General features: G+C 44.8%; 24 protein-coding genes and 2 tRNA genes. 9 read left to right on the plus strand and 17 right to left on the minus strand.

The features are described 5' to 3' along the window. Nucleotides 1–28 precede the first annotated feature (28 nt). The 9 genes from QXL29_03010 to QXL29_03050 all read right to left on the minus strand — a co-directional run bounded on the left by QXL29_03010 (nucleotide 29) and on the right by QXL29_03050 (nucleotide 7,514). The gene (locus QXL29_03010; protein ID MEM2283564.1) at nucleotides 29–547 is read right to left on the minus strand and encodes a hypothetical protein; all 519 of its coding nucleotides are present in this window, start codon (nucleotides 545–547) and stop codon (nucleotides 29–31) included. Then, nucleotides 544–1,221: a UMP kinase gene (gene pyrH / locus QXL29_03015; GenBank protein MEM2283565.1), complete on the minus strand. Its 678-nt coding sequence runs from the start codon at nucleotides 1,219–1,221 to the stop codon at nucleotides 544–546. Before pyrH ends, QXL29_03010 begins: the two co-directional genes overlap by 4 nt. A 54-nt stretch (nucleotides 1,222–1,275) precedes the next feature. After that, on the minus strand, nucleotides 1,276–2,151 hold the full coding sequence (locus QXL29_03020) for a D-aminoacyl-tRNA deacylase (GenBank protein ID MEM2283566.1): 876 nt from the start codon (nucleotides 2,149–2,151) through the stop codon (nucleotides 1,276–1,278). Between the two features lie 12 nt (nucleotides 2,152–2,163). Next, nucleotides 2,164–2,322, minus strand: a complete 159-nt coding sequence (locus QXL29_03025) for a hypothetical protein (GenBank protein ID MEM2283567.1) — start codon at nucleotides 2,320–2,322, stop codon at nucleotides 2,164–2,166. A gap of 147 nt (nucleotides 2,323–2,469) precedes the next feature. After that, a tRNA-Val gene (locus tag QXL29_03030) sits at nucleotides 2,470–2,544 on the minus strand. Nucleotides 2,545–2,638: 94 nt separating this feature from the next. Next, nucleotides 2,639–3,406 carry a hypothetical protein gene (locus QXL29_03035; protein MEM2283568.1) on the minus strand — a complete coding sequence of 256 codons (768 nt, stop codon included), beginning with the start codon at nucleotides 3,404–3,406 and terminating at the stop codon, nucleotides 2,639–2,641. A gap of 10 nt (nucleotides 3,407–3,416) precedes the next feature. Further along, on the minus strand, nucleotides 3,417–6,077 hold the full coding sequence (locus QXL29_03040; protein MEM2283569.1) for a hypothetical protein: 2,661 nt from the start codon (nucleotides 6,075–6,077) through the stop codon (nucleotides 3,417–3,419). A gap of 112 nt (nucleotides 6,078–6,189) precedes the next feature. After that, nucleotides 6,190–7,119 (minus strand): branched-chain amino acid transaminase, encoded by a 930-nt coding sequence (locus tag QXL29_03045; protein MEM2283570.1) that lies wholly within the window; start codon nucleotides 7,117–7,119, stop codon nucleotides 6,190–6,192. Between the two features lie 74 nt (nucleotides 7,120–7,193). Next, nucleotides 7,194–7,514 (minus strand): hypothetical protein, encoded by a 321-nt coding sequence (locus QXL29_03050; protein MEM2283571.1) that lies wholly within the window; start codon nucleotides 7,512–7,514, stop codon nucleotides 7,194–7,196. A 50-nt stretch (nucleotides 7,515–7,564) separates the two neighbouring features. Between QXL29_03050 and gapN the strand changes: the two genes are divergently transcribed. The 5 genes from gapN to QXL29_03075 all read left to right on the plus strand — a co-directional run bounded on the left by gapN (nucleotide 7,565) and on the right by QXL29_03075 (nucleotide 12,588). Beyond that, entirely contained in the window at nucleotides 7,565–9,082 is a 1,518-nt protein-coding gene (gapN, locus tag QXL29_03055) for an NADP-dependent glyceraldehyde-3-phosphate dehydrogenase (protein ID MEM2283572.1), read from the plus strand. An 82-nt stretch (nucleotides 9,083–9,164) separates the two neighbouring features. Then, nucleotides 9,165–9,419, plus strand: coding sequence for a ferredoxin (locus QXL29_03060; protein MEM2283573.1), 255 nt, complete (start codon nucleotides 9,165–9,167; stop codon nucleotides 9,417–9,419). Then, nucleotides 9,416–9,736 carry a hypothetical protein gene (locus QXL29_03065; GenBank protein MEM2283574.1) on the plus strand — a complete coding sequence of 107 codons (321 nt, stop codon included), beginning with the start codon at nucleotides 9,416–9,418 and terminating at the stop codon, nucleotides 9,734–9,736. Before QXL29_03060 ends, QXL29_03065 begins: the two co-directional genes overlap by 4 nt. A 1-nt stretch (nucleotide 9,737) precedes the next feature. After that, complete coding sequence (locus QXL29_03070; protein MEM2283575.1) at nucleotides 9,738–11,654, plus strand: 2-oxoacid:ferredoxin oxidoreductase subunit alpha; 1,917 nt, start codon at nucleotides 9,738–9,740, stop codon at nucleotides 11,652–11,654. A 1-nt stretch (nucleotide 11,655) separates the two neighbouring features. Continuing rightward, nucleotides 11,656–12,588 (plus strand): 2-oxoacid:ferredoxin oxidoreductase subunit beta, encoded by a 933-nt coding sequence (locus QXL29_03075; protein ID MEM2283576.1) that lies wholly within the window; start codon nucleotides 11,656–11,658, stop codon nucleotides 12,586–12,588. Nucleotides 12,589–13,044: 456 nt separating this feature from the next. Here QXL29_03075 and QXL29_03080 read toward each other — a convergent pair whose 3' ends face one another. After that, nucleotides 13,045–14,286 (minus strand): hypothetical protein, encoded by a 1,242-nt coding sequence (locus QXL29_03080; protein MEM2283577.1) that lies wholly within the window; start codon nucleotides 14,284–14,286, stop codon nucleotides 13,045–13,047. 406 nt (nucleotides 14,287–14,692) lie between these two features. On the opposite strand from QXL29_03080, the gene QXL29_03085 reads away from it, so the two are divergent. After that, nucleotides 14,693–15,043, plus strand: a complete 351-nt coding sequence (locus QXL29_03085; protein MEM2283578.1) for a DUF134 domain-containing protein — start codon at nucleotides 14,693–14,695, stop codon at nucleotides 15,041–15,043. Between the two features lie 129 nt (nucleotides 15,044–15,172). Beyond that, nucleotides 15,173–15,295, plus strand: a complete 123-nt coding sequence (locus tag QXL29_03090; protein MEM2283579.1) for a hypothetical protein — start codon at nucleotides 15,173–15,175, stop codon at nucleotides 15,293–15,295. A gap of 73 nt (nucleotides 15,296–15,368) precedes the next feature. Here the strand turns inward: QXL29_03090 and QXL29_03095 are convergent, their stop codons facing one another. Further along, nucleotides 15,369–16,220 carry an EamA family transporter gene (locus tag QXL29_03095; GenBank protein MEM2283580.1) on the minus strand — a complete coding sequence of 284 codons (852 nt, stop codon included), beginning with the start codon at nucleotides 16,218–16,220 and terminating at the stop codon, nucleotides 15,369–15,371. A gap of 129 nt (nucleotides 16,221–16,349) precedes the next feature. On the opposite strand from QXL29_03095, the gene QXL29_03100 reads away from it, so the two are divergent. Together QXL29_03100 and QXL29_03105 are read left to right on the plus strand one after the other, a co-directional pair. After that, on the plus strand, nucleotides 16,350–16,910 hold the full coding sequence (locus QXL29_03100) for a hypothetical protein (protein MEM2283581.1): 561 nt from the start codon (nucleotides 16,350–16,352) through the stop codon (nucleotides 16,908–16,910). A 189-nt stretch (nucleotides 16,911–17,099) separates the two neighbouring features. Continuing rightward, nucleotides 17,100–17,177, plus strand: a tRNA-Val gene (locus QXL29_03105). A gap of 383 nt (nucleotides 17,178–17,560) precedes the next feature. Here QXL29_03105 and QXL29_03110 read toward each other — a convergent pair. Genes QXL29_03110 through QXL29_03135 form a run of 6 tightly spaced genes read right to left on the minus strand, consistent with a single transcriptional unit; the run spans nucleotide 17,561 to nucleotide 22,212 of the window. Then, nucleotides 17,561–17,947 (minus strand): nucleotidyltransferase domain-containing protein, encoded by a 387-nt coding sequence (locus QXL29_03110; protein ID MEM2283582.1) that lies wholly within the window; start codon nucleotides 17,945–17,947, stop codon nucleotides 17,561–17,563. Between the two features lie 12 nt (nucleotides 17,948–17,959). Beyond that, nucleotides 17,960–18,247 carry a HEPN domain-containing protein gene (locus tag QXL29_03115; GenBank protein ID MEM2283583.1) on the minus strand — a complete coding sequence of 96 codons (288 nt, stop codon included), beginning with the start codon at nucleotides 18,245–18,247 and terminating at the stop codon, nucleotides 17,960–17,962. Nucleotides 18,248–18,257: 10 nt separating this feature from the next. After that, a complete protein-coding gene (locus QXL29_03120; protein ID MEM2283584.1) occupies nucleotides 18,258–19,556 on the minus strand; it encodes a Ni/Fe hydrogenase subunit alpha in 1,299 nt (432 codons plus the stop codon). Further along, nucleotides 19,549–20,316 carry a hypothetical protein gene (locus QXL29_03125; protein MEM2283585.1) on the minus strand — a complete coding sequence of 256 codons (768 nt, stop codon included), beginning with the start codon at nucleotides 20,314–20,316 and terminating at the stop codon, nucleotides 19,549–19,551. The genes QXL29_03120 and QXL29_03125 overlap by 8 nt, the downstream gene beginning before the upstream one ends. Beyond that, nucleotides 20,313–21,143, minus strand: coding sequence for an FAD/NAD(P)-binding protein (locus QXL29_03130; GenBank protein MEM2283586.1), 831 nt, complete (start codon nucleotides 21,141–21,143; stop codon nucleotides 20,313–20,315). The genes QXL29_03125 and QXL29_03130 overlap by 4 nt, the downstream gene beginning before the upstream one ends. Continuing rightward, entirely contained in the window at nucleotides 21,136–22,212 is a 1,077-nt protein-coding gene (locus QXL29_03135) for a 4Fe-4S dicluster domain-containing protein (protein MEM2283587.1), read from the minus strand. The genes QXL29_03130 and QXL29_03135 overlap by 8 nt, the downstream gene beginning before the upstream one ends. Nucleotides 22,213–22,299 lie beyond the last annotated feature (87 nt).

A 22,299-nucleotide genomic window follows, 5' to 3' on the forward strand; every position in this document is an offset into this window, starting at 1 on the left:
GTTTTTTGTTCCTCACTAACATATTAAATTAAGTGAGTTTCTCACGAATCTTGACGAGAGTTATTTTCTTCCTGCAGTCAACCAAGTATAGCCACAGACCCTCACTACTTAATGACTCAAACACTCTCATTACGTGATCACTAAGCTCTTCTCTAGTAATTTGGTCGTGCAGGTCTTGCTCGACGCATGAGGTGCCCACATACTTCTTCTGAAGTAGATATCTGCAACCTACTATGCTTCCCTCAAGACTAATGACGCACTGTGCGGGGGTAAAGGAAGGTAGAGGGGGTAAGAAGCCCTTATAAACCTCGACATACGTTCCTTGCTCGCCTGTCGGTGTGGTGCCGTGAACTACTATGCCTGTGAGAGGCAAGCACTCTCCGCTAACGAGCACCTCACTCAGGGTTACTGGCGCTCCAAGGAGTTCTCTTAATTCTTGAGGTATTTTATTGAGGAAGGTGTTGAGACATTGTTGAGGCAGAACGTAACTTACGAAGCTCTTGTCTAGAAACCCTATAACTATTTTTAAGTTCTCTCCTCTACTCATGGAATGACCCAAGAGCCGTAAGTCTTCTCACCAGATAAGACGGATTTAAGCATGTAGGGCTTGAAGGCGTTTATGAATACAATGTTTAGTTTTGCTCTCTCGATTATCGAGATAGCTATTGGGTCTAGTAATTCGTATTTTCCTGGCGCGTAAGACTGTGATAAGACGTTCTTTAATTCCTTTATAGTCAGTTCCTTAAGTATTCTTGCGTTGGGGTCTATTCTAGGGTCTCTGTCGTAGACTCCGTCGACTGTGGTGGCGTTGATGAGTAGTTCTGCGTTAAGTAGCTCGGCTAGTGAGGCGGCTACTGCGTTATTAGATTGTCCTGGTTGCAGGCCTCCCCCAACAGCTATCTTGTCTAAGTTCCATGCGTGAATGAATTCTTCTATTCTTGTCGGTATTGGGTAGTATGCGTAGTCGCCGAGCAACGCGGAGAATAATACTGCGTTAACTCTGGAAGCATTTATTCCTAGAATGTCTTGCCAGCCTAGAGAGACGCCGGCTTCTGAAGCCATACTTATGTACTTTCTCGCTGTCTCACCCCCGCCGACGACAACTGCTAACTTCAGACCTCTTTTCTTGTGCTCTATTATTATGTCGGCGATCTCCATCAGGACTTTAACGTTTTCCGGACTGAACAGCTTTCCAGTTAGTTTAATCACTACTCTATTCAACACAGAGTCTCCCTAAATAAACCTTAACACGCTATAATAAAGTGTTGGGTTGTGTTAGTCGATTATCTCGTAAGGGAGACTCAATGATTTCAGTTCCTCAACTACTGCAGACCTGGGCTCAGAACCTATCTTTCTTGATAAGACTGCCTTGGCTGGTGCGGGCTTACTTCTTGAAGCGGCTTCTCTAGCGACATACTTAAGTTCTTCTTTATTTTGAATCTCTCTGATCGCGTACCTAGATATTATGTGTCCGTAACACTCTCTATATTTTAAAGCTCTCTTAGTGAATCCCTCAGCGTAGTGTGGTCCTCCGAAGCCTACGGTAGGCGTGCAGTCAACTGGAGACTTGAGTTCTCTTAACGCGTTCAACACGGACTCACCGACTATCTCGTGAGCTTTCTTGTAAGACCACTCTGTTTCTGAAGACCCTATCTCGACGAAAGTAAGTGGTTTCTGGAGACTAGTAGGTCCGTGATGTGTTACCTCATAAACAACTTCAAAGTCTCTGAGCTCGCTTGCTGCTAACTTGCTCAGGTTTCTTAGAGTAAGGTATGAGAAGACGGGGTTAGCTATCGAGAGTTCTTTCGGTCTACCCCCCACGTCAGCTGATGAGGTTGGGTTGCCAGTATGGTGTACTGTCAATGACTTAATGCCTGAACTAGCTTTATGGCGTGACAAGATTACGTAGAAGCTAACGCTAGGTAATGCATTATCTAGGAAGTCAAAGTAAATAACGTCTTCCTCGAAACCGACTAGCAAAGCATTGAGTTCTTCAAGAAACCAGGACTCCACGCTACCAGCTACCTGAATTCCCCTACTCTTAAGAATTCTTCGGATAAAGCTCGCTATACCCTTACCAGCAGGGTCTCCAACACTATACACTATACCAACAAGACTCTCTTCAGAGCTGTCCTCCCGCGGCTTAAGCATCACGAACGCACCTTAACATAATCTCACAGTCAGTAAATAAAGAAAGATAGCAAGCCTCCCAAGTCTTAACCTCAGAAAACCCTCAGTCGCGGACAGCTGCTTTCTCACATATGCTTCTCTACTAACCCATATTTTCAGGCCCTCCACAAAATTAAGTCTCAAGGAACTCACGCTAACTATTATTCATAGCTTAACTGAATTGAGTAAGCACATTCGATAGGCAACTCTCAAAGAGTTAATTATTAATAAACTCCAAGGCAGAAGAAAAGTCTTCCTACACCATTCCCTTACGTGAATCTTTCTAATGAGCTTGAGGAGTGGGCCCGCGGGGACTCGAACCCCGGACCTCCGCCTCGTAAGGGCGGCGTCCTAACCAGGCTAGACGACGGGCCCAACCAACAAAAACATAAAACAAAACCTAATAAATCTTAAGCTGTGGACTTCCGTAGTGTTCTGGTGTCGTGGCCTGTGTTTTCATGCGGTTATGTTATTTCAGGATGTGTTTGTTAGTTACGTAGTTGAGTGTCAGGGGTCTTGTGATGAGATACGTGATTACCGCTCCCCATGAAGGTATTAACGTGTAGTTAGTTATTACTTTGGGGTTCTTTGAGAAGTCACTTAATATGATTTTCTTTACTTCCTCATTCCACTCTCTCAGATATACTGCTTGGTGGAGTGGTGAGGTGACTCCAGCTATGAGTAAGTCTATCGCTATCTGCGCGAGGACGTTCACTATCTCTATCAATAGAACTGTGACTAGCCAGTAAGTAATGTACTTCCGTAGAGGGAAGCTGTAGTTGAAGCCTAGCCTAAAAACAAGTAGTAAGAAGAGTATAGGAGCAAAATATATGACGATAGCAACAACAATCATTATCGTGGCGTAAGTATAGTATATAGACATGACATAACCTGAAGGAGCCAAGACAAACCCACTATAAAGTCCTAGAGTCAAGTGAATCAATGCTGGCAACGCAGTCACCAAGAAAAACAACGCCACAAATAGACGACGCACCCTAAACCCTCTAACCCTAAGTATCTCAGCAGAACTAAGATAAGTATAGAGATACGGAGTAACAGCATAAAATAACGCAGTAAGCCCGACACCCACTTGCAACACCATCAACACCTGACGACTAGAGTAGAGCTCCCTCGTAGAGTATGGGGGCCCTGCATAGTACGGGTAAGCATTATAATAAACTAAGATTAGTGATAAGGGGATTAACAGAGCAAAGTAAGCTTTCTTAAAACTAAACATGGTCTGTCCCCTACATATCAATATCAACAGACTTAGTTACGACTATCTCCATAATACGTGCTGGATAAACTTCAGGATTAGACCACAACCTTATAGTAGCTTTCACATGCAGAACTGCAGGCACATTCCCAATACGCAAATTGTTAAGATATACAGAAAGCGGCGCTGATGTTGATGTAGCCGAACCAGTATCATACTCTACAATAATTCTATGATTCGCCCTATATATTATCTGAACTTCATTAGTAAGACTAGTCCTGTAAATATTATAGACAAGAGCGAAAAGTTCCGCGAAAGTTGCTATAGCTCCTAATGCAGCCTGTGAGGGGCCTGGAATTAGTGTGAGAACTCCTAAAACTGATGCTACACGCGAAGCAACTTCTTCGTATTTGGGGAGATTAGCCCCAGGTCCAGGGTCATAGAAACTAGCAAATAAGGTTGTGGACCCCATGCTTATATTTGAAGAATAGAGTTCTAGTCTAAATTTATTATATCTTGCCTGAACAGATAAATCTTGATTAACAGCCGCTGAAACTATTGACGGCAATCCTAACCCGATATATAAATGAGCGGTGACATACTTTCTTCGTATCTCGAAGACAGACTCTCGTGAGATAGAGATGTAAGCAGAGCTAGAGGTATAGATGTTGTACTTTTCGCTCCATGCAGTATCAAAAATGTCAACACGCATGATACCAGCTAACAAATAAGCGTAGGGGCTATACTTGCCACTAAGATACTCAGGATCAGAACACTCATGACTTGGTGGAGCGCATGTGTAGAGTGTTGTGTAATGAAGGATGTTAGGATTTGCTAGAGCAGCACTTACTATGTTCTTGTAGTAGAATCTTGTTCTGTAGTTGCTGTAGTTTGTGAGTGGTGTTATTTTTATGTAGAGGGGGTGGGGGTATACGTTCTCTAAAGTGTTAGGCTTTAGTTCTATTGTTAAAGGTATGTTGCCATCGTATAGGTAAGTCGCTAACCATCTATAGAGTGGTAGTCTGGGTGCTAGATTCATTACTGGCTTTATTTTTATGGTTATGTCTCTGAGGTTGTCCCATTTAGTTAGGAGGAGGTTTGTGTTGCCGCAGAGGAGTCCTCCTAAACATATTCTTAATGTGTAGTTAGCTGACCAGTCAATATCTGTTTGTCCTAAGTAAGCCTCTATTCTTAAACTCACGTTTACGTAGTCTTGATTGACGTCCCCCATATTAGTGCCGTCATCGACGTAGCCGCCGTAAGGTGTTGGGAGTAGTGACGTGACGCTATACCTGTAGTTGTAGTTCTCGAGTGTGTGGGGTCTTAATATTACGTACCACCAGGAATTCATGGCAGAGAATAAGTCTACGTCGTAGGTGCCGTTATATATGCGGCTATTTAGTGCTGTAGTGTTTAAGTTGTAGTAGGTTATTACCTCGCCCTCAATTCTCCATTCTTTACCAGGAGATATTGCTGGTTCTATCTTTATGTTGTACGAGATTGGTTGTGAGGGGTCTCTTCCTGGGTAGTCGTAGTAGTATTTGTTGACGAGTACTTCGTTTATGAGGTGCGGGTAGATAGTGTATGTTTTTTGTTCGTTATCTATAGTCACGCGTAGAGTCCTGCTATTTGTGTCGTTGCCGTAAATACGTAGCTTGATACTGAATCTTATAACGTGTGGGTTATAGGGTTGCCAGCCATGATAAGCACTGACTAGGTAGTAGTTGCTTGAGTAACTTGCGTTACTTGCTGTGAGAGTTACTACTGTCTGAGGTACTTCCTCCCCACCTACCCACACTAGATTATTAAATAAGACTGGCGTTCTCTCAACATAATTCCATGTTAGGGGAGGGCCTCCACCACCATCAGGTATTTCTCCCGGAGGTCTTGGTTCTAGTATCTCTATTGACCTAACCTCGCTATTTATTGGCTTTTGTAGTTCTTTTATTAAGTGAGACGTGAATTTATTGAAGTCTGTGTCTGTTAAGTGTAGCTTCTCCTGGAGGTAGCTTTTTTCCTCGTTAACGAGTTCGACGATGCGTAGCTTCTCGTGCGTTCTGTATGGCGAGAGCACGTCCATAGTTAGTAATCCGTAGTCGTAGTCATATCTAACACTCCTCTCACGGTCTTTGATGGTTGGGTTGATGAAGAAGTAGAGGGGTATGACGTATTTAGCGACTTCGTCAGTAATGACTACCAAGACTTCCACAGCTTTAGAGCCCCTAACTTGCGGTAGTATCTCGTGCGTGAGGTTTCCTACCTCAGGAATTTCAGAAGGTAATATTAGTTCTAAGCAAGAACTCTCAGTAATAATCGGTGAGATAACGTATTGAGTATATCCGTTAGAAGCTTCAATCTTATCTATGAAGACTCTATACGGCAACTCTCTCCAAGAATTATTAACAAACACGCCAACTACTAAATCACTAGAATCAAGACCTAAAATACCTAACTTCTTGAGCTCTCCACCACAAATCAAGAGTGGTCGACCACCATAGTAGTAAGAATACCTCAAATCAAAACTCAAGTCACTAAAACCTAAGACACTGAGAATTTCCTCCACTAACTGATGAGCACCACCACTAAAGCCACTCACTACCTCATCACTACATACTAAAGAAAACGACTGTATAATCACGTGAGTAGAGATAAGTAGTAATAAGAGTAAAGTGTTTAAGCGACTCCTAAACATAGCTGACCCAATAAACAAATAATTAAAAAACTAATATATTTTTTATTCACTATTTATTATTATACAAAACCAGTTTACCTCATATTGAAGGTCTTAAGTATGTGGGGCGTAGCTATACTTCCGTAATCCAGTGTCTGTACTTGCTTATCTTGCCTAGTACGACTTCCCTATACAGATTCACTAGCTTTCTTGTTATGTCTCCTGCTTCTCCATTGCCTATGAGTCTACCGTCAACTTCTATTATCGGTGTTATTTCTGCTGCTGTTCCAGTAAAGAATGCCTCGTCACTCGCGTATAGTTCTTCTCTCCTAATTCTACGCTCCACGACCCTTATCCCCAGAACTTCACTAGCCAGCTTTATGACTGTGTCTCTAGTTATTCCTTCTAGGATGGCGTCGTACGTAGGTGGTGTTACGAGTTCACCGTTCTTGACTATGAATATGTTCTCACCTGAACCCTCAGCTACATAGCCTTCACTGTCTAGCAGGATAGCTTCGTCGTATCCGTTCTTATGAGCCTCGACGGAAGCTAGGTGGTAGAGTAGGTAGAGTCCGGTAGCCTTAGCTAACACAGGGATTGAGTCGGCCGAGGGCTTCCTCCAAGAAGAGATCATACACTTAACGCCTGAAGGCTTGAGATACTTTCCAAACTCTAAAGCTATAATCGCTACTTCTACAGGATTCAGAGATTTTAAGCTGAAGTCACCTAAACCCCTGAACGCTACAGGCCTTACGTATATGTCTGACTTAAACTTATTAGCTCTGATTAGCTCTGCCGTCGCCTTAACTAGACTCTCAACTGAGTACGGGATACTCATGTAGAGTATCTTAGCAGACTTATGAAATCTCCTCATATGATCTTCAAGTCTGAAGACCTTGATGAGACCGTCATCGTAATAACCTCTCACACCCTCAAAAACTCCCACACCATAATGTAACCCGTAAGAAAACACGTGAACACTAGCCTCACTCCACCTAACGATCGAGTTATTTAACCACACGTACTCCGGCCACTTACTAAAGCTGACAGGCTTCCCCACCATCACTAAACACCTAAGTCATATGTTATTATGTTTGAAGATATCTTTTTAAATTTTGAGGATGAGCTCTGAAGACCCTAGCCACTACCAGACCTAACGAAAGCATTAAGGAACACCACCTCATACAAGACGACTAAAGACTTCACACCATATAATGTGAGTAAGGCGCACCCCCAGGCACGTGGTTGCGGAATACTAAAAACATGATCTTCCAGCATCTTATCTTCAACACGCATTCCTAACTCTCTGAACCCTGTCCTCAAGAAATCAAGTGAGGCGTTTCTATCAAGTCTCTTGAGTCTGAGGTTAAAACAGTGTCTCTCACACAATAGTGAGTCTTGCATATCGATTCCTAGAAGTCCTGGTCTGACCCCCACCCTAAAGAGCGAGGCTTTCAATCGTAAATATTAAGTTAGGAATACGTAATTTCTTGGTGCGATCTTTGAGTATCTATGAGTTAAGGGATAAGCTATTCTCAGATATTGTTGTGAGGGTAGATGGGGTCTATCACTTTAAGACATTCGTAGCTGGTTGGGTTACCTCAGATGATTACATAGAAGTCAGGAGTCCTATAGATATGTCGGTTATCGGGAGGGTGCCTAAGTTGCGGTGGGAGGTAGTTGATAAGGCTCTTGACATTGTTTATGAGGTCGGTAGGTGGAGAGTTAGAGATATTCCTGGCTGGGCTAGACTTGACCTGCTGGAGAGGCTAGCAGGCTTGATAGAGCAACATAAAGAAGACCTTGTGGAGACTCTCATAATCAATGCTGGCAAGACTCGCTCGCAGGCTCTAGGCGAAGTTAACGCGTCTGTTGATAGACTTAGGAGAGCTGACCTAGACGCTAGGAAAATATACGGTGATTACATGCCTGGAGACTGGGACCAGACAACTACCGAGACTGAAGCCATAGTCAGGAGAGAGCCTTTCGGGGTCGTATTAGCTATCGTGCCATTTAACTACCCTCTATTCGATACCGTGAATAAGTTTGCGTATAGTTTCGTAGCCGGCAACGCGATACTAGTGAAGCCCTCGTCACTCGACCCACTGCCTGTATTGCTGTTTGCTAAGCTTGCTGAGGAGGCCGGCGTTCCTAAGGAAGCGTTCGCGGTCCTCACGATCCCGGGCCAGGAGAGTGACAAGCTCGTGTCTGACTGGAGAATTAGTGTGGTGAGTTTCACAGGCAGTAGCAAGACAGGTAAGAGCGTTTTGTCGAAGGCGGGCATAAAGCAGTTCATAATGGAGCTAGGTGGTGGAGACCCAGCTATAGTTCTAGAAGATGCTGACATTGACTTAGCTGCTGAGAGAATAGCTCTAGGTATCTACAGCTACGCGGGGCAGAGATGCGACGCCGTGAAGCTGATACTAGCTGAAGAAAGCGTTTACGGCGAGTTAAAGAAGAGAGTCGCGGCTAATTTAGCTAAGGTCGTTGTAGGAGACCCGAGAGATGAGAAGACAGTAATGGGTCCCTTGATAGAGCCTAAAGCTGTTGAAGAAATGCTTGAAGCTGTTAAGGAAGCAGTTGAGAGAGGCGGTAAGGTAGTGTATGGTGGCAGGAGGTTGGGACTGACTTACGTAGAGCCTACTCTAGTAGAATTCCACGACAAAGACACTCTGAAAGAGCTTCGACTATTTAAAGAAGAAATATTCGCGCCAGTAGCTCTGATTACTAGTTTTAAAGAACTTGATGAAGCAATAAGGATAGCTAATTCTAGAAGATACGGTCTTGACGCTGCAGTCTTCAGCTACAACATCGACAAGATCAGGAAGCTAATAAGATTCCTAGAGTTCGGAGCCATATACGTCAACGACATGCCTAGACACGGAGTAGGGTATTACCCATTCGGAGGACTAAAAGAGTCAGGTCTTGGGAGAGAAGGAATAGGCTACTCAGTAGAGTACGTAACCACGTACAAGACTATAATATACAATTACAGAGGGAGAGGAGTCTGGAGATACGTTACCTGATCATCTAATCTAAGAGTTTAATTTTTCCTTATAAAATCCTTAATCCTCATATTTATTAATTCCTCATGTAATTATTAATATGGTGATATATTTGGTTAAGTTTCGTGTTATAGTTGATAGAACAACGTGCATAGCGTGTGGGGCAGCACCTGCTGCGTGTCCTGAGGTATTTGTCCTAGGCTCTGATAACGGGAAGAACCGAGTAGTAGATGAGTACAACGTAAAAACAGACGAAGACACGTCAATTGGTGAGATTCCTGAGGAGCTATATGAGTGCGCTAAGTCTGGTGCCGACGTATGTCCGGTTGGTGCTATCAAGATAGAGGAGATGAAGTGACTGAGTCTAGTGATGAGTGCGCGCAATGCACACGCTTTAAACCCCACCTTTACTACCCTTACATAGGTCTCTGTGTAGCTAAAGATGAAGTGGGGGAAGGCAGGAGAAGAGTTGAGGGTTGCCCGTATTTCAGGGCTAAGACGCTCGATGAAGTCAGGGAGTCCCTGACTAGAAAAGAGTGGGTTTATTGCGTGTCCTGCAGAAAAACTCTGACTAGCGTAGAAGAACTAGAAGAGCATGTAATGAAAGGTCACGCAGTTTTTGAAGAAGTGCTGGTAGACGACGTAGTCGCTGAGGAAGCACCGAGCGGGGATTAAGGTGTGGGTTTTGGACGAGATCGAGATACTTATTGGGGGTCCTCAAGGCTCCGGTATAGAGACTTCAATGATGGTTTTGTCTCGAGCATTCGCTAGAAGGGGCTATGGCGTTATAGCTGACCGAGAATACTTCTCTAACATAACGGGGAGGCACAGCTACATACACATGCTGGTATCAGCTAATAAAATCCCTTCTTCTCTCCGTTATCCCGTCAAGATATTAGTGGGGGCGGACGCTGAGACAGTCTTCACGCATTTTGATGACTTAGCTGAAAAGGGAGTAATCATTTATGACAAGAAACAATTGAATAAGAGGCTCGATGAGGTACCGAGCATCGAGAACGCGACCAAGAATAGAATATCCAGAAAACTAGCTGAGTTGGGGGTTCACCAAGACGTAGCTTCAGTAATTAAGTACTTGGAGAAGGAGAGGCGAGTCTTACCACTAGGTTTAGACTTTGAAGCTTTGCTGAGGAGTCTCTTAAACGCCTATAAAATCGACCCACGCCAGCTCTCCAGGTACGTGAGCGGGTTGGTAGTGTCTTCTATAGCAGTCCTTACAGGATTGAGTGAAGAGTTTGTTAAGTACGGGTTTGAAGCTTTGTTTAGGGGACGAGAATACCTAGTAGAGCAGAACTTGATGCTCTTTAAACTAACTAGAGAGTCTATGAGGGGTTATGAGTCTATTCTTAAGCTAGAGAACCCGTCTCTAAACCTAGGAAGACTCATGATCGTTACAGGCAATGACGTAGTCGCTATAGCTAAGATAGTAGCGGGCGTGAGATACCAGAGTTACTACCCTATAACACCCGCATCTGACGAGAGTTTCCTCATGGAGAGGTATGAGCACATAGAGATAGACGGTGAGTCGATCGGGTCTCTCGTGGTCGTCCAGACTGAAGACGAAATAGCAGCCATAACTTCCGCTATAGGAGCGTCACTAGCTGGCGTGCGTAGCTCGACATCTACTAGCGGCCCTGGTTTTGACTTAATGATTGAGGGTATTTCATGGGCGGGAGCGAATGAAGTACCTATAGTCATAACCTACTATCAGAGAGGGGGTCCAAGCACTGGTCAACCGACGCGCGGGAGTCAGAGCGACTTGCTTAGTGCTGTCTTCGCCGGGCACGGGGAATTCGCTAGGGTAGTTATCGCGTCAGGAGATCATGAAGAAGTCTTTTATGACGTAATAGAAGCATTTAATATTGCCGAGAAGTTTCAGGTTCCTGTAATACATTTGCTAGACAAGTTCCTCGCGAACACGACTGTCACGATGTCGGTGCCTAAGTTAGGTGAGGTCTTAATAGATAGGGGTCTTCTGTCGTCTGGGGGGAATGGATACAAGAGGTTTGATTTGAGGTACTTAGTATCGCCGAGAGCGTTTCTGGGTTCTCCAGAAACCATCATGTGGTATACTGGAGACGAGCACGACGAGTTCGGGCATATATCGGAAGACCCTGAGGAAAGAATCGCGATGTATTCTAAGCGTGTCGAGAAGTTAAGGTTAGTGAGTGATTCTATGCCGAGTAATAAAAAGATAGTGATTTACGGTGATGAGAAGCCTGATTACTTGATTGTTGGGTGGGGGTCTGTTAAGGGCGTTGCGTTAGATGCTATTGACGTCTTGAGGACTCGAGGACTTAAAGGGGCTTACGCGAACGTTAAGTTGCTGTGGCCTTTCCCTTCTGATGAATTCAAGTATCTAGTTAGTAAGGTTCCCGCAGAGATGGTAGTAGCTGTTGAGCACAGCTATGGAGTCAACATAGCTTCTCTAGCTATGATGTGTACGGGATTCAAGATAAGTAAGGAGATAGTAAAGTATACGGGCAGACCAATTACGCTTGACGAGCTTGTTGAAGGATTAGATAGGGTGTTAATTAAGGGTGAGTCTAGAGTTACACTCTCGCGGGGTGCCTGACATGAGTTACAAGACAGACTTGTGGATTGATTGGTGTCCTGGTTGCGGAAACTTCGGTATTCTGACAGCTGTTATTAAGGCTTTTGAGGAGCTGGGGTTAGACCCTTCAAAAACGGTGGTCGTGTCGGGAATCGGGTGTTCGGGTAAGACGCCCCACTTTATTAAGGTCAACGGGGTGCATACCCTGCACGGAAGAGCTATTCCGTTCGCGACAGGCATCAAGCTTGCGAATCCGGAATTAACCGTAGTAGTTCACGGAGGTGACGGCGACCTCCTAGGTATCGGGGCAGGTCACTTCGTGGCTTTAGGTAGGAGAAACCTTGATTTAGTAGTTATCTTACACGATAATGGAGTATATGGACTTACGAAGGGGCAGGCTTCACCAACTCTCCCCCTAGACGTTAAGACCAAGAGTATGGTTAAACCAAACGTACAGAATTCCATTAACCCGATCGCGTTGGCCCTAGCTTCAGGCTATACATTCGTAGCAAGAGGTTATGCATTTGATGGTGCTCATCTGAAGAACTTAATAAAGTCGGCTATACAGCACAGAGGCGCAGCACTCGTAGACGTGTTGCAACCGTGCGTCACGTTCAATAACGTCTATACGGCGGAATTCTACAGAAAAGCAGTATATAAGTTAGAGGAAGTTTCTGGCTGGGATCCTGTCGTTAAGAGCTTAGGTGATGCTGACGCGAAGCTTACTCAAGCCTTAGTAAAGAGTATGGAGTGGGGTGAGAAGATACCTATAGGTATCTTCTACGTGAATCCCCACACGACCACCTTAGAGGAGAGACTAGCTAGACACTTGCGTAGGTACCCGCAATTAAGTCCAGCTAACTCTAAGATTGAAGAGAATGGTAGGCCAGTAGTAAATCAGGAGATTTTTGAGAGACTCTTCAAGGACTTCATAATTGACGTAGAGGGTACGTGATGTTTGAAAAGATGACGCACCTATTACGCTAGAGAAGGTGCTCAACTAAAAAGCAAATAATTTTAGTTTTATGAGTTTACTGAAAAAGATCGCTGAACTCAGGAAATTCTTGGTTGGTGTTGGGTGTTTACGGGGTTTGGGTTTCATATTGATTGATATCGACCCTTGGCTTCATTGACCTCAGACCTCCTTTCATTGGAGGTCTTATCATTGGTCTCCACTCTTTCAGGGTAACCCCAACTCGTAGCCCCTGCCTAATTCGGGTTCATTACTGTGGGGAAACCCCCACATACTGGCTTTAGGTGCCCACCTACTCGAGTCTTCACTACACACCCACATCGTGAGCGAGCTCAACCCACAATAAAATAACTTACATCAACCCCTTACAAACCTTCACGAAACCCGAGACAGCTACACGAGGCAATGCATGATGCTAGCGAGCGTGCAACGCGTGCTTTAACGACTGCGTAACACTACATAGACTAAGAAGGTTGTCAGGAAGCCTACGAGTAGACCGTACCACAGACCCTCCATGACGTAGAGGTAGTAAATCACTAGACTCCCTAGAGCCCATGAAATGAAGGCGCTCACGTTCCAACCTTTAAAGCCTTCACTTAGCTTCATCCTTGACTTGACGTAGTATTCGGTCCACAACACTATGCCGGCCGGCAACGAGATAGACGTCAACAGAGAAAGCCACTGGAGAGCGAACGTGTGTAGCTTAATGACTGCCAAGATCGATGTGAGCGCTGTCGCGACTAGGAGAACCTTCCCTCTATCAGTAGTTCTGCCAAGGGATTTGACGCTTAGAGACCAGGAGAGCGAAGCTGAGTAGAGCTGGTTATCGGCTGAAGTCCACGCGAGAAGGAAGAGTGTTACTACGGCAAGTAAGGAGAGACCAAGTTTTCCGTACGCACTATACAAATCCATGCCTGTGACAGCGGCCGGGATTCCTGAGAGCAGTATTATGAAACTCCAGAATCCGAGAAAGTTTATGAATGCGGTAAATATTGAGTCTAGAGGTCTCTTGCAGAACCTCTGATAGTCGAAGGAGAGGACTATGGAGCCGTTGACGAACGTTCCTAGAACTAGCCCGAAGACTGTAGGCAGGGTTGTCAAGTCAAATACTCCCATATTTGGCGCGCCCCACTTGGTAGTGCTCAGTATGACTCCAGAAACTATCAATACTACTAGGAGGGGAACACCAACGTAGGCAAGCTTAACCATGTGTTTCACGCCCAGGTATGCCGTAATAGAGAATAAGAGGGTCATGAGAACTGCAAGGACATAGTATGTGAGGTCAGGCAATCCTGATATGTAGATCAGCCCCTCAGCAACAACACCGATAGAGAATGCTAGCCATCCAACACTTACGATACCGGCCCAGAGAGAAGGCACTATTACTCCTGCCGAGCCATAGACTCTTTCAGCAGTTAACGCGTATGTCAGACCCTCTCTTGACGCCATGTAGCCAGAAAGCGATGAGAAAATGCCTAGAACAAAATTTGCTAGTAAAACACCGACTATGAAGGTGGTGAAGGAGAATGAAGCACCCCACCAAGAAGCTAAGTAAGGAGCTGACGGGTCTAGTGTGAGGCTAGCCCAGAGCATGACTGTCGCAACTAATGATAGCCTGGCAGCCAGAGGCACCGACGTGAAAACGTACTCTTTATCTACTTTCCCAGAACTCAGGGACATCACCTCGTTAAAGACATGCTAATCTATAGTGCCGAGTTTATAAATTTAAATTATCACATGCCATGTTTCGCTAGGTAAGAACTAAAGTAATTTTTATAACAAATATGTGAAATAGTAACAACAGCAAGAAAGTCATTCACATCCAAAAGCTATAATTAGGTGACTCTCTAGATATTGGTTACTTTAGTAGTGATGTGAGTTGGGGAACCTAGTCTGGAGTTTTGTGTTCTTTCTGCTAGGTTCTGTAAGCTTGTATCATGCTAACGTACTTGCTCTTAGGTTTGTGAGGTATGCAGTTAGCTGAATTGCTGATTTTAAGGTGTTTTGAGTGTTTTCGGGGTCGTGAGCAACTATGGCTTCGGAGGTTTATTTTGTGTTGCTAAATCATATTGGGGGTGGGTAGTGCTTGCCTAGATGTATGCGAGGTCCTTGGCGCTGTAGGGGTAGACCTCCTGTGAGGGTTGAGAGTAGACTTAATTTAGAAGAGGTTTTCTACTTGCCGGTGAAGGTCGTTAAGGGCTTACAACCTGCTGAGTTCGTGGAGGTTTATGACTACGAGGTTGAAGCTCTTAAGCTTGTTCACTTAGATGAGCTTTCCGTGGACGAGGCTTCTGCGAGAATGGGCGTTTCGAAAGCGACTTTCTGGCGTATACTTGAGTCTTGCAGAGTAAAGATAGCCACAGCCCTCGTTGAGGGCAAGCCACTAAAATTAGTTTCAAAATCTAGAGAAGGTGCCGGCAGGAGTACTGAAGCGTAAAGTTTATTAATTTTGAAACTAATTCCAAAATCGGTGACAAAAATGTGGTGGGGACTAAACCCGTGTCACGGACCACACCGTTATCTGCACCCCTGGAAGGTACTCAAGCATTGGTATCCGTGTATTCATGTGTCGCCATGGCTAAGTAAAGAAGATGAGATTAGGTACTTAGAAGAACTGAAGAAATACTTAAGTGACGTAGTGCTGAAGGAGATAGACCGAAGACTTCATGAACTTAAAGAGAGTTCGTAGCTCTCTTAGCTGTAGAAAACTAGAAACGATATACTGTATTTAGTTTTTGTTAGGCTCTATTAAGCTTTCTAGTTTAATGATTTTCTCTTTGAATAGTTAGTGTTGTTATTGCTACTACTATTATCATTGATATACCTAAGTACTGAATTAAGTTCAGGTATTCACCTAGTATTATTCTTGAGAGAATTAGTGACACTACTGGTTCTAGGGTTGTTATTAGTCCTGCGTGTGTTGGGTTAGTTGTTTTCATTCCTTCATAAAACAGGATTACTGCGAGACCCATACACACTACGCCGCCATACATGACGTAAGGTAGTGAGTCTATGCTTAGGGCGATCCCTTCAGATAAGCACAATATGATCGTTAGCGTTGCTGTTGCTGAGAGTGTTGATTGGACTATTATCTCATTTCTACTTAGTCCTCTCGCATAGAATTTTCTAGGCATGATTAACGTAGCAGAGTATGTTAGCGCTAGTGCTAGCCCTACCAGAAAGCCTTTCAGCGACGTGATCGCGAGTTCGGGATTGGTAGCTATGTAAGCACCTGCAAAGACTAATAAAGAGAGAGTTAAGTCTGTGAGTCGCGGGAGTTTCCCGCGAGTCAAGGATTCGACCAAGACAACTATTAGTGGTGCTATGTATATGAGTGCTGAAGTCAGCCCAACTCCGTTAACAGATATTGAGACGACATAAAGTATCCTGAAAGAAGCTATGACTAGAGAGCCGTAGAGGAACAAGTAAGGGTTTAGACGTCTTAACCCGTCTCTCAAGAATAGGGCTAGGAAGCATGTGCTAGCCAGCAACATCGAGTACGCTACCTGAAGGTATGTGAGTCCGTAACTCCTTGAGAGAGCGACTGATACTCCTGTTGTGCCCCATAAGATAGCTGCTAATGCAATTATCAAAGCACCAAGCTTCACACGCATCTAGTTAACCAAGAAACCCTTAAAAGAGGGATTATAAGTTAAGTTGTTCTCTTCTAACTTAATCTCCTCAAGCTAAGTAACTTAGGTCTTTTAAGTTAATTGATGTGAAGTTCTCATTTGGTGTCGTTTATGCAGGAATCTGAGAAAACCCTCTTGAGGAGTAGGAATCTATTCTCAATAGTGCTTGGAGTGTTCTGTCTCATCTTGCTGGTAAGCTTGGTAATAGTTTTAGCTCACTACTCGGTAGTACTAAAGGAGAGAGACTCGCAAATTCAAGCACTAACTAATCAAAATCTACAGCTCCAGCTAAACATAACTAATTATGAGATGTTAATTAATTCGCTTAACGACCAGGTTACTAGACTCACAAACGAGGTTAAGTATCTAAATAAGACTGTAGCTGAACTCGAGGCCCCGCAACTACATGAGGTAGGTTTCGAGTGGGTTCGGCACGAGCCGCCAGTGGGTCAACACTATATGAGTGTGAGGGGATCAATCTTTAACTCGGGAATTCAGGTGGCTAAAAATGTTCAGATGTATGTGTGGCTCTACAACGAGGAAAACACGTTAATAGGGAGCCAGGTTATTTACTTGGGAGACATACCCGGAAAATCTTACGTGAGCTTCAATGTGAACATATACTATAGTGGGAGTTGTGCAAGCTACGCATACAGAATCACGCATGAATGAGAGTCTACCAGCATGCTCAACACGATAATGATAAAAGACCAGTTCCCTAAAGCCAGAACAAATTTTAGCTAGATACAATTTTAGGGGGATTTGAACAAGAGAGGTGTATTAGTGCCCTAAAGTGGCACATACCACTCATCAATGTCTAATCAAAGATTTATTAGGTTTTGTTTTATGTTTTTGTTGGTTGGGCCCGTCGTCTAGCCTGGTTAGGACGCCGCCCTCACGCGGCGGAGGTCCGGGGTTCGAGTCCCCGCGGGCCCACCACTAACTAGGTTTTCAGTAAGCATGTAGTCCTGTAATCCCGTGATACGTGTGCTTAACTAGCGGGTCATACACGCCTCTGTAGGGATAGTCACTATCCTCAACCCCCTTCATGAAGGGGGATGCGTTACTATCGTTTAGCCGGATCTCGCTAGATTCATAGAATTAGAAGAGGGGAAGTTAGGACTTGAAGAAGTTACTGAAGCCCGTAAATTGAATGGGGTGGCTGGTTGCTGCCGTGAATCGCGGAGCAGAGGCATAACCCACCCAGAAAACTCACAAAACCTGGTGTAGGAGACGGAGGTATGTAGCCTTAAACCGGAATCATCACTCGCTGTTGGGTTGCTTTCTCGATGCACGCGTCATGACGCTAGTAGTCTGGGGGGCTAGGTCAGGTCTTTTAGACCTAGCCTATCTATCAGGATTATCCCTTTTTTCAGTGCCTCAATCACTAGTGGGTTCTTCCTGGCGAGGAGTTTACGAAACTCATCAAGCGTTATGATTACTGGCTCTATTAGTGGGTTTTCTTTCATACAATCATGTATCATGTCAAGCCTCTCAGTCGGTTTTTGAGAGATTTCCTCTCGCGTTATTATGAGAACATCTATGTCACTCCATTCATTGAAGTCTCCTCTCGACACACTGCCGTAAATTAGTACTGCTGAATTACTCAGCTTACGTATCGTGCACTCAGCGAATACCTGAGCCTTCTTAATGTATAAGTCACGCTTCCTTATTCTCTCCTTAATAACTTCCAAGCATTTTCCACCCACTTCACTACCTCCTCAGCCATAGTAATAGCTTCTAAAGACTCTTGACTCTTTCTCTGAGTACTGCTCCTCAGGAATGCCCTCACTCCAAACATCTGGGTACCTAGTCGGTATGTAGCACTTATTCAGTCTTATGCAGGACTCCCTGACGTCTTCAGGTACCTCACCCAATACATCGCCTAACTCTGAAAGAAGAGCTGGTAGTGAGTGACTTACACGCGGATTTCCTAACCCCCATAACAGTGCTTTAAGAGCCTTCTCTGCTGCCTGATGCGCCTTGAAACACGCCCAGCTGTAAATTATTCTTTATGACTTAAGTGTGGTCGTGTTTGTTTATGTATTTTATTTTGAGGAAGTGTGTTGCGCACGATATGCATGGATCATAATTTCTTATTGTCTGTTCCGCTATCCACTGCGCGTCTGTCAAGTTTAGTGTCGCTAGTTTATCACCTAATGTTAAGAGGTCTTGCTCTATGCTTGCTAGGTTTTGTGATGTCGGAGGTATTATGTTGGCACTAACTACATATCCTCTCTCGTTTATTTCGTACTTGTGGTAGAGCATGCCTCTAGGGGCTTCCGTTATTGCGGCACCTACACCCTTCCTAACTACCCCCTCTACGTAGGGCTGTTGAGGCTCTCTATAATTGCTGATGAGTTCTTCTAGCTCTAAGACCGCGTGATATACTTCGGCTGCTCTAGCTATTATTGACTGAAAGCTGTTTAGTAGGGGTGCTCCGTATCCGTGAGACTCTATAACGCTCCGAACCTCAGGGTCTAAGAAGTCATAATTGTTGTTGTATCTCGCGATAGGTCCTACGACGTAGCAACCTCTCTCCTTAAGTCTATACCTAAGTGATGTCGAGTACTTCGTCTGCTCTACTACGAGGCTATCCTCGAACTCGTCTTCAGAGATGTTGAGACCCTTACTAGATACTACCCTGCCCTTAAGTACCGGATACTCGCCCTCACCCCTAAGCGACACGAACTCTACATCTCTCTTTAAGTCGGGCATGGGTAACTCAAGCACCCACTCTAGCAACCGCCTTGCACACTCTCTTACATAGCTAAACTCCTTCAGCAACGGAAGTAACTCCTCCTTCTTAATAACCCTGTAAAAACCGCCGACCCTACAAGAAACTGGATGTACGGAGCGACCGCCCACAACCCTGATTACTTGATTGCCCCAACTCTTCAATCTCATGCCCTTCTTAATTATTTCCGGGTGGTCTCTAGCCATACTAAAAACAGACTCATACCTCAAGAAGTCTGGCGCGTGCAGCATGAGAACGTGGAGCACGTGGCTCTCAATCCACTCACCAAGATATACTATCCTCCTAAGCTTCTCTATCTCTTCAGGCACCTCAATACCCAATATCTTCTCTAGTGCTCTGCTAGAACTCATTATGTAAGCTATAGGGCATATACCGCATATTCTGGCAGTTATGTCGGGGACCTCATAATACTTCCTGCCCCTCAAGAACGCTTCAAAGAATCTCGGAGGTTCAAAGATACCTACCTCAACCCCAGATACCCTACCATCCTCTAACTCAATGAATAAGCTACCTTCCCCCTCAACCCTAGCTAAGTAGTCTACCTTAATGACCCTACTCATACTCTTCAATCACCTTCCTAAACTCCCTAGACCAATTAGTGAATTGCTTGAAAAGAAGCTGTATTTCTTTAGGCTTGATATTTAACTCCTTAAAGCGGGTGTTTAAGACCTCCGGTTTAGGATCTACCATAGGACCGTAACACCCATAACAACCCCTGCCATACGAGGGGCACAGAGCGCCACAACCCCCCATAGTGACTGGTCCTAAACACGGAACCCCCTTCGCGACCAGAACACAGACATTACCTTTCCTCTTACACTCAACGCATACGGAGTCAACAGGTAGTGTAGGTGTCTTGCCCTTAGACGACTGCAGAATGAAGGAGAGTAGTTGCTCTTTACTGACTGGACAACCACGTATTTCGTAGTCAACCTTAACATACTTCGAGGGTGGTTCCGCATACTTGAGTACTTCCACCCATTCAGGCCTTGGGTAAACATACTGCTTATACTCTTCAGCGTTAGCCCAATTACGGAGAGCTTGTATCCCGCCGGAAGTAGCGCAAGCACCTATAGCTACCAAGACCTTAGACTCTTCCCTAACCTTCTTAATAACCTCAACCTCATGCGGTGTCGAGATAGAGCCTTCCACAAAAGCCACATCATAAGGACCTGAACTAACAGACCTTCTAGCCTCATAGAACAGAGCAAACTCTACGAAAGAACTTAATTGCAGCAATTCTTCCTCCATATTAAGTAACTGCAGTTGACACCCGTCACAGCTAGAGAACTTATATACTGCTACCTTAAGTTTCCTCATATTTGATCAACCCAGAAATACCTACTTATGAACCAGAGAGGAAATACGGGACCATGCTTACAAACGAAGTAAGGACCCATCTGGCAGTGGCCACACAAACCAACACCACACTTCATTCTCCTCTCAAGAGATAAGTAAATCTTGTTAGTTTTGAATCCCCTCTTAAGTAGTTCTCGAACAGCGAACTTCATCATTATCTCAGGACCGCAGATGAAAGCGTACGACTCGCTAGGGTCCACGTCAACATGCTTTATCAGGTTTGTCACGACACCAACGTTACCTCTCCAACCCTCACTAGGCTTATCAACAGTCACATAGAACTCCGTGTTAGGGATTGACTCATAGTCACCGTACTCGTAGCTGAACATGAGGTCTTCAGGAGTTCTAGCACCGTAAAGAATGATTAGCTTCCCGACCGCGCTCCTATTCCTAGCTACCTCTCTTATCACAGGCCTTAAGGGAGGCAAGCCAATCCCGCCAGCAACCAAAACTATATTCTTGCCGTACGCAGCATCCATGGGCCACCCAATACCGTAGGGGCCTCTGAAACCAATTAAATCGCCCTCTCTGAGCAACTCGAAAGTCTTAGTAACAGAACCAACAAACCTGACAGTATGTGCGACAACTCTTGACTCTTCGTCTAAGTCGCTAACAGATATCGGTACCTCACCAACCCCGTGCACGTAGAGCATGTTAAACTGTCCTGGCTTGGGTAGCTCAAGACCGTCAGGTAACTTCACGTAGTATGTCCTAACATTCGAGGTCTCGACTCTAACACGAGCTATCGAAGCTTTAAGAGGGACTAAAGCCGCCGTGTATTTACCCACCCTTACCACCTCTCAGAACCTTCTTTACGGTCTCCCTCAAGTCTATGCCGGTAGGACACCAAGTAATACACCTCCCACACCCTACACACCCGTACATACCGAACTGCTTTATCCAGTAAGCAAGTTTATGGAGAACAAAATGTCTGTATCTAGCCCACAAATCAGGTCTGAAGTGTCCTCCAGCTACCTGACCGTAAGTGAAGTTCAAGCAACCGTCCCACACTCTGACTCTCTCGGCAGACCCATCAATTAACGGGACATCAAACACATCAAAACAAAAACATGTCGGACAAACCATGTTGCAGTTTGCGCAACCAAGACACTTCTCGACGATTTCCTCGTAAGTCTTAGACTCTATACGCAACTCGAGCTCTTCAGGCAACCCGTTTAACTCAAACCCAGCCCTAGCCTTCTCGCTAGCGTTACGCATCATTACCTCAAATCTCTCGTACGTGACGTCGTCAATAGGCTCTACCTCAAGTAAGTTAAGGAGTTTCAAGCCAAGCTCGCTGCCAGCCTCCACCACCAACTTATCATTCAGTCTAGTATACGCTAAGTCAAAAGAGTCCCTAGCTCTAGGGCCTGTATTCATGGTACTGCAGAAGCACGTGCCGCCAGGACTAACGCAATTCTCGACAACGAGAACCAAGTTCTTTCTAAGACTTGTGTAATACTCGTCAACACCTAGGAGAATCTTGTCAAGCACTTTAATAGACGCTAAATCACAAGGTTTTAAACCGAAAAACGCGATGTTACGCTCCTCATACGCCGGGACACTCACAACCCACTCACTAGAAACCTTAAAGAGAGTTAGAGTAGGTGGGTAAAGAAATCTCTTAGGCGAGTCTGGTCCGTGTCTATAAAAATCACCACTAACTAGCGAGTACTTACCAGGACTCTGGATATCTTCAACATCATGAGCGAGCTCCTCAAAAGAATTTAGTTCACCGAGTCTCAACACCCCGTCAACCACCTTATACCCGATAACTACGTACCCTAACCTCCTCAACTCACTAAACAGAATCCTCAGACTGACAGCCCTTCCTACGTAAAGACCTGTTAGTGACACGCGATATCACCAACTAACAAGCGATCACGTATTCTTCTCTAATCGCTATATTATGCCATTAGTAATATAAGCTTTAAGGTAACTCGT

The sequence above is a fragment of the Zestosphaera sp. genome (genome assembly GCA_038843015.1).
GTDB lineage: Archaea > Thermoproteota > Thermoprotei_A > Sulfolobales > NBVN01 > Zestomicrobium.

Excerpts from the sequence above, each read along its gene's own strand:
- QXL29_03010 (MEM2283564.1), bottom strand. The coding sequence starts at position 547 with ATGAGTAGAGGAGAGAACTTAAAAATAGTTATAGGGTTTCTAGACAAG.
- QXL29_03020 (MEM2283566.1), bottom strand. The coding sequence starts at position 2,151 with ATGCTTAAGCCGCGGGAGGACAGCTCTGAAGAGAGTCTTGTTGGTATA.
- QXL29_03035 (MEM2283568.1), bottom strand. The coding sequence starts at position 3,406 with ATGTTTAGTTTTAAGAAAGCTTACTTTGCTCTGTTAATCCCCTTATCA.
- QXL29_03040 (MEM2283569.1), bottom strand. The coding sequence starts at position 6,077 with ATGTTTAGGAGTCGCTTAAACACTTTACTCTTATTACTACTTATCTCT.
- QXL29_03045 (MEM2283570.1), bottom strand. The coding sequence starts at position 7,119 with ATGGTGGGGAAGCCTGTCAGCTTTAGTAAGTGGCCGGAGTACGTGTGG.
- QXL29_03075 (MEM2283576.1), top strand. The coding sequence starts at position 11,656 with ATGAGTTACAAGACAGACTTGTGGATTGATTGGTGTCCTGGTTGCGGA.
- QXL29_03080 (MEM2283577.1), bottom strand. The coding sequence starts at position 14,286 with ATGTCCCTGAGTTCTGGGAAAGTAGATAAAGAGTACGTTTTCACGTCG.
- QXL29_03095 (MEM2283580.1), bottom strand. The coding sequence starts at position 16,220 with ATGCGTGTGAAGCTTGGTGCTTTGATAATTGCATTAGCAGCTATCTTA.
- QXL29_03100 (MEM2283581.1), top strand. The coding sequence starts at position 16,350 with ATGCAGGAATCTGAGAAAACCCTCTTGAGGAGTAGGAATCTATTCTCA.
- QXL29_03120 (MEM2283584.1), bottom strand. The coding sequence starts at position 19,556 with ATGAGTAGGGTCATTAAGGTAGACTACTTAGCTAGGGTTGAGGGGGAA.
- QXL29_03125 (MEM2283585.1), bottom strand. The coding sequence starts at position 20,316 with ATGAGGAAACTTAAGGTAGCAGTATATAAGTTCTCTAGCTGTGACGGG.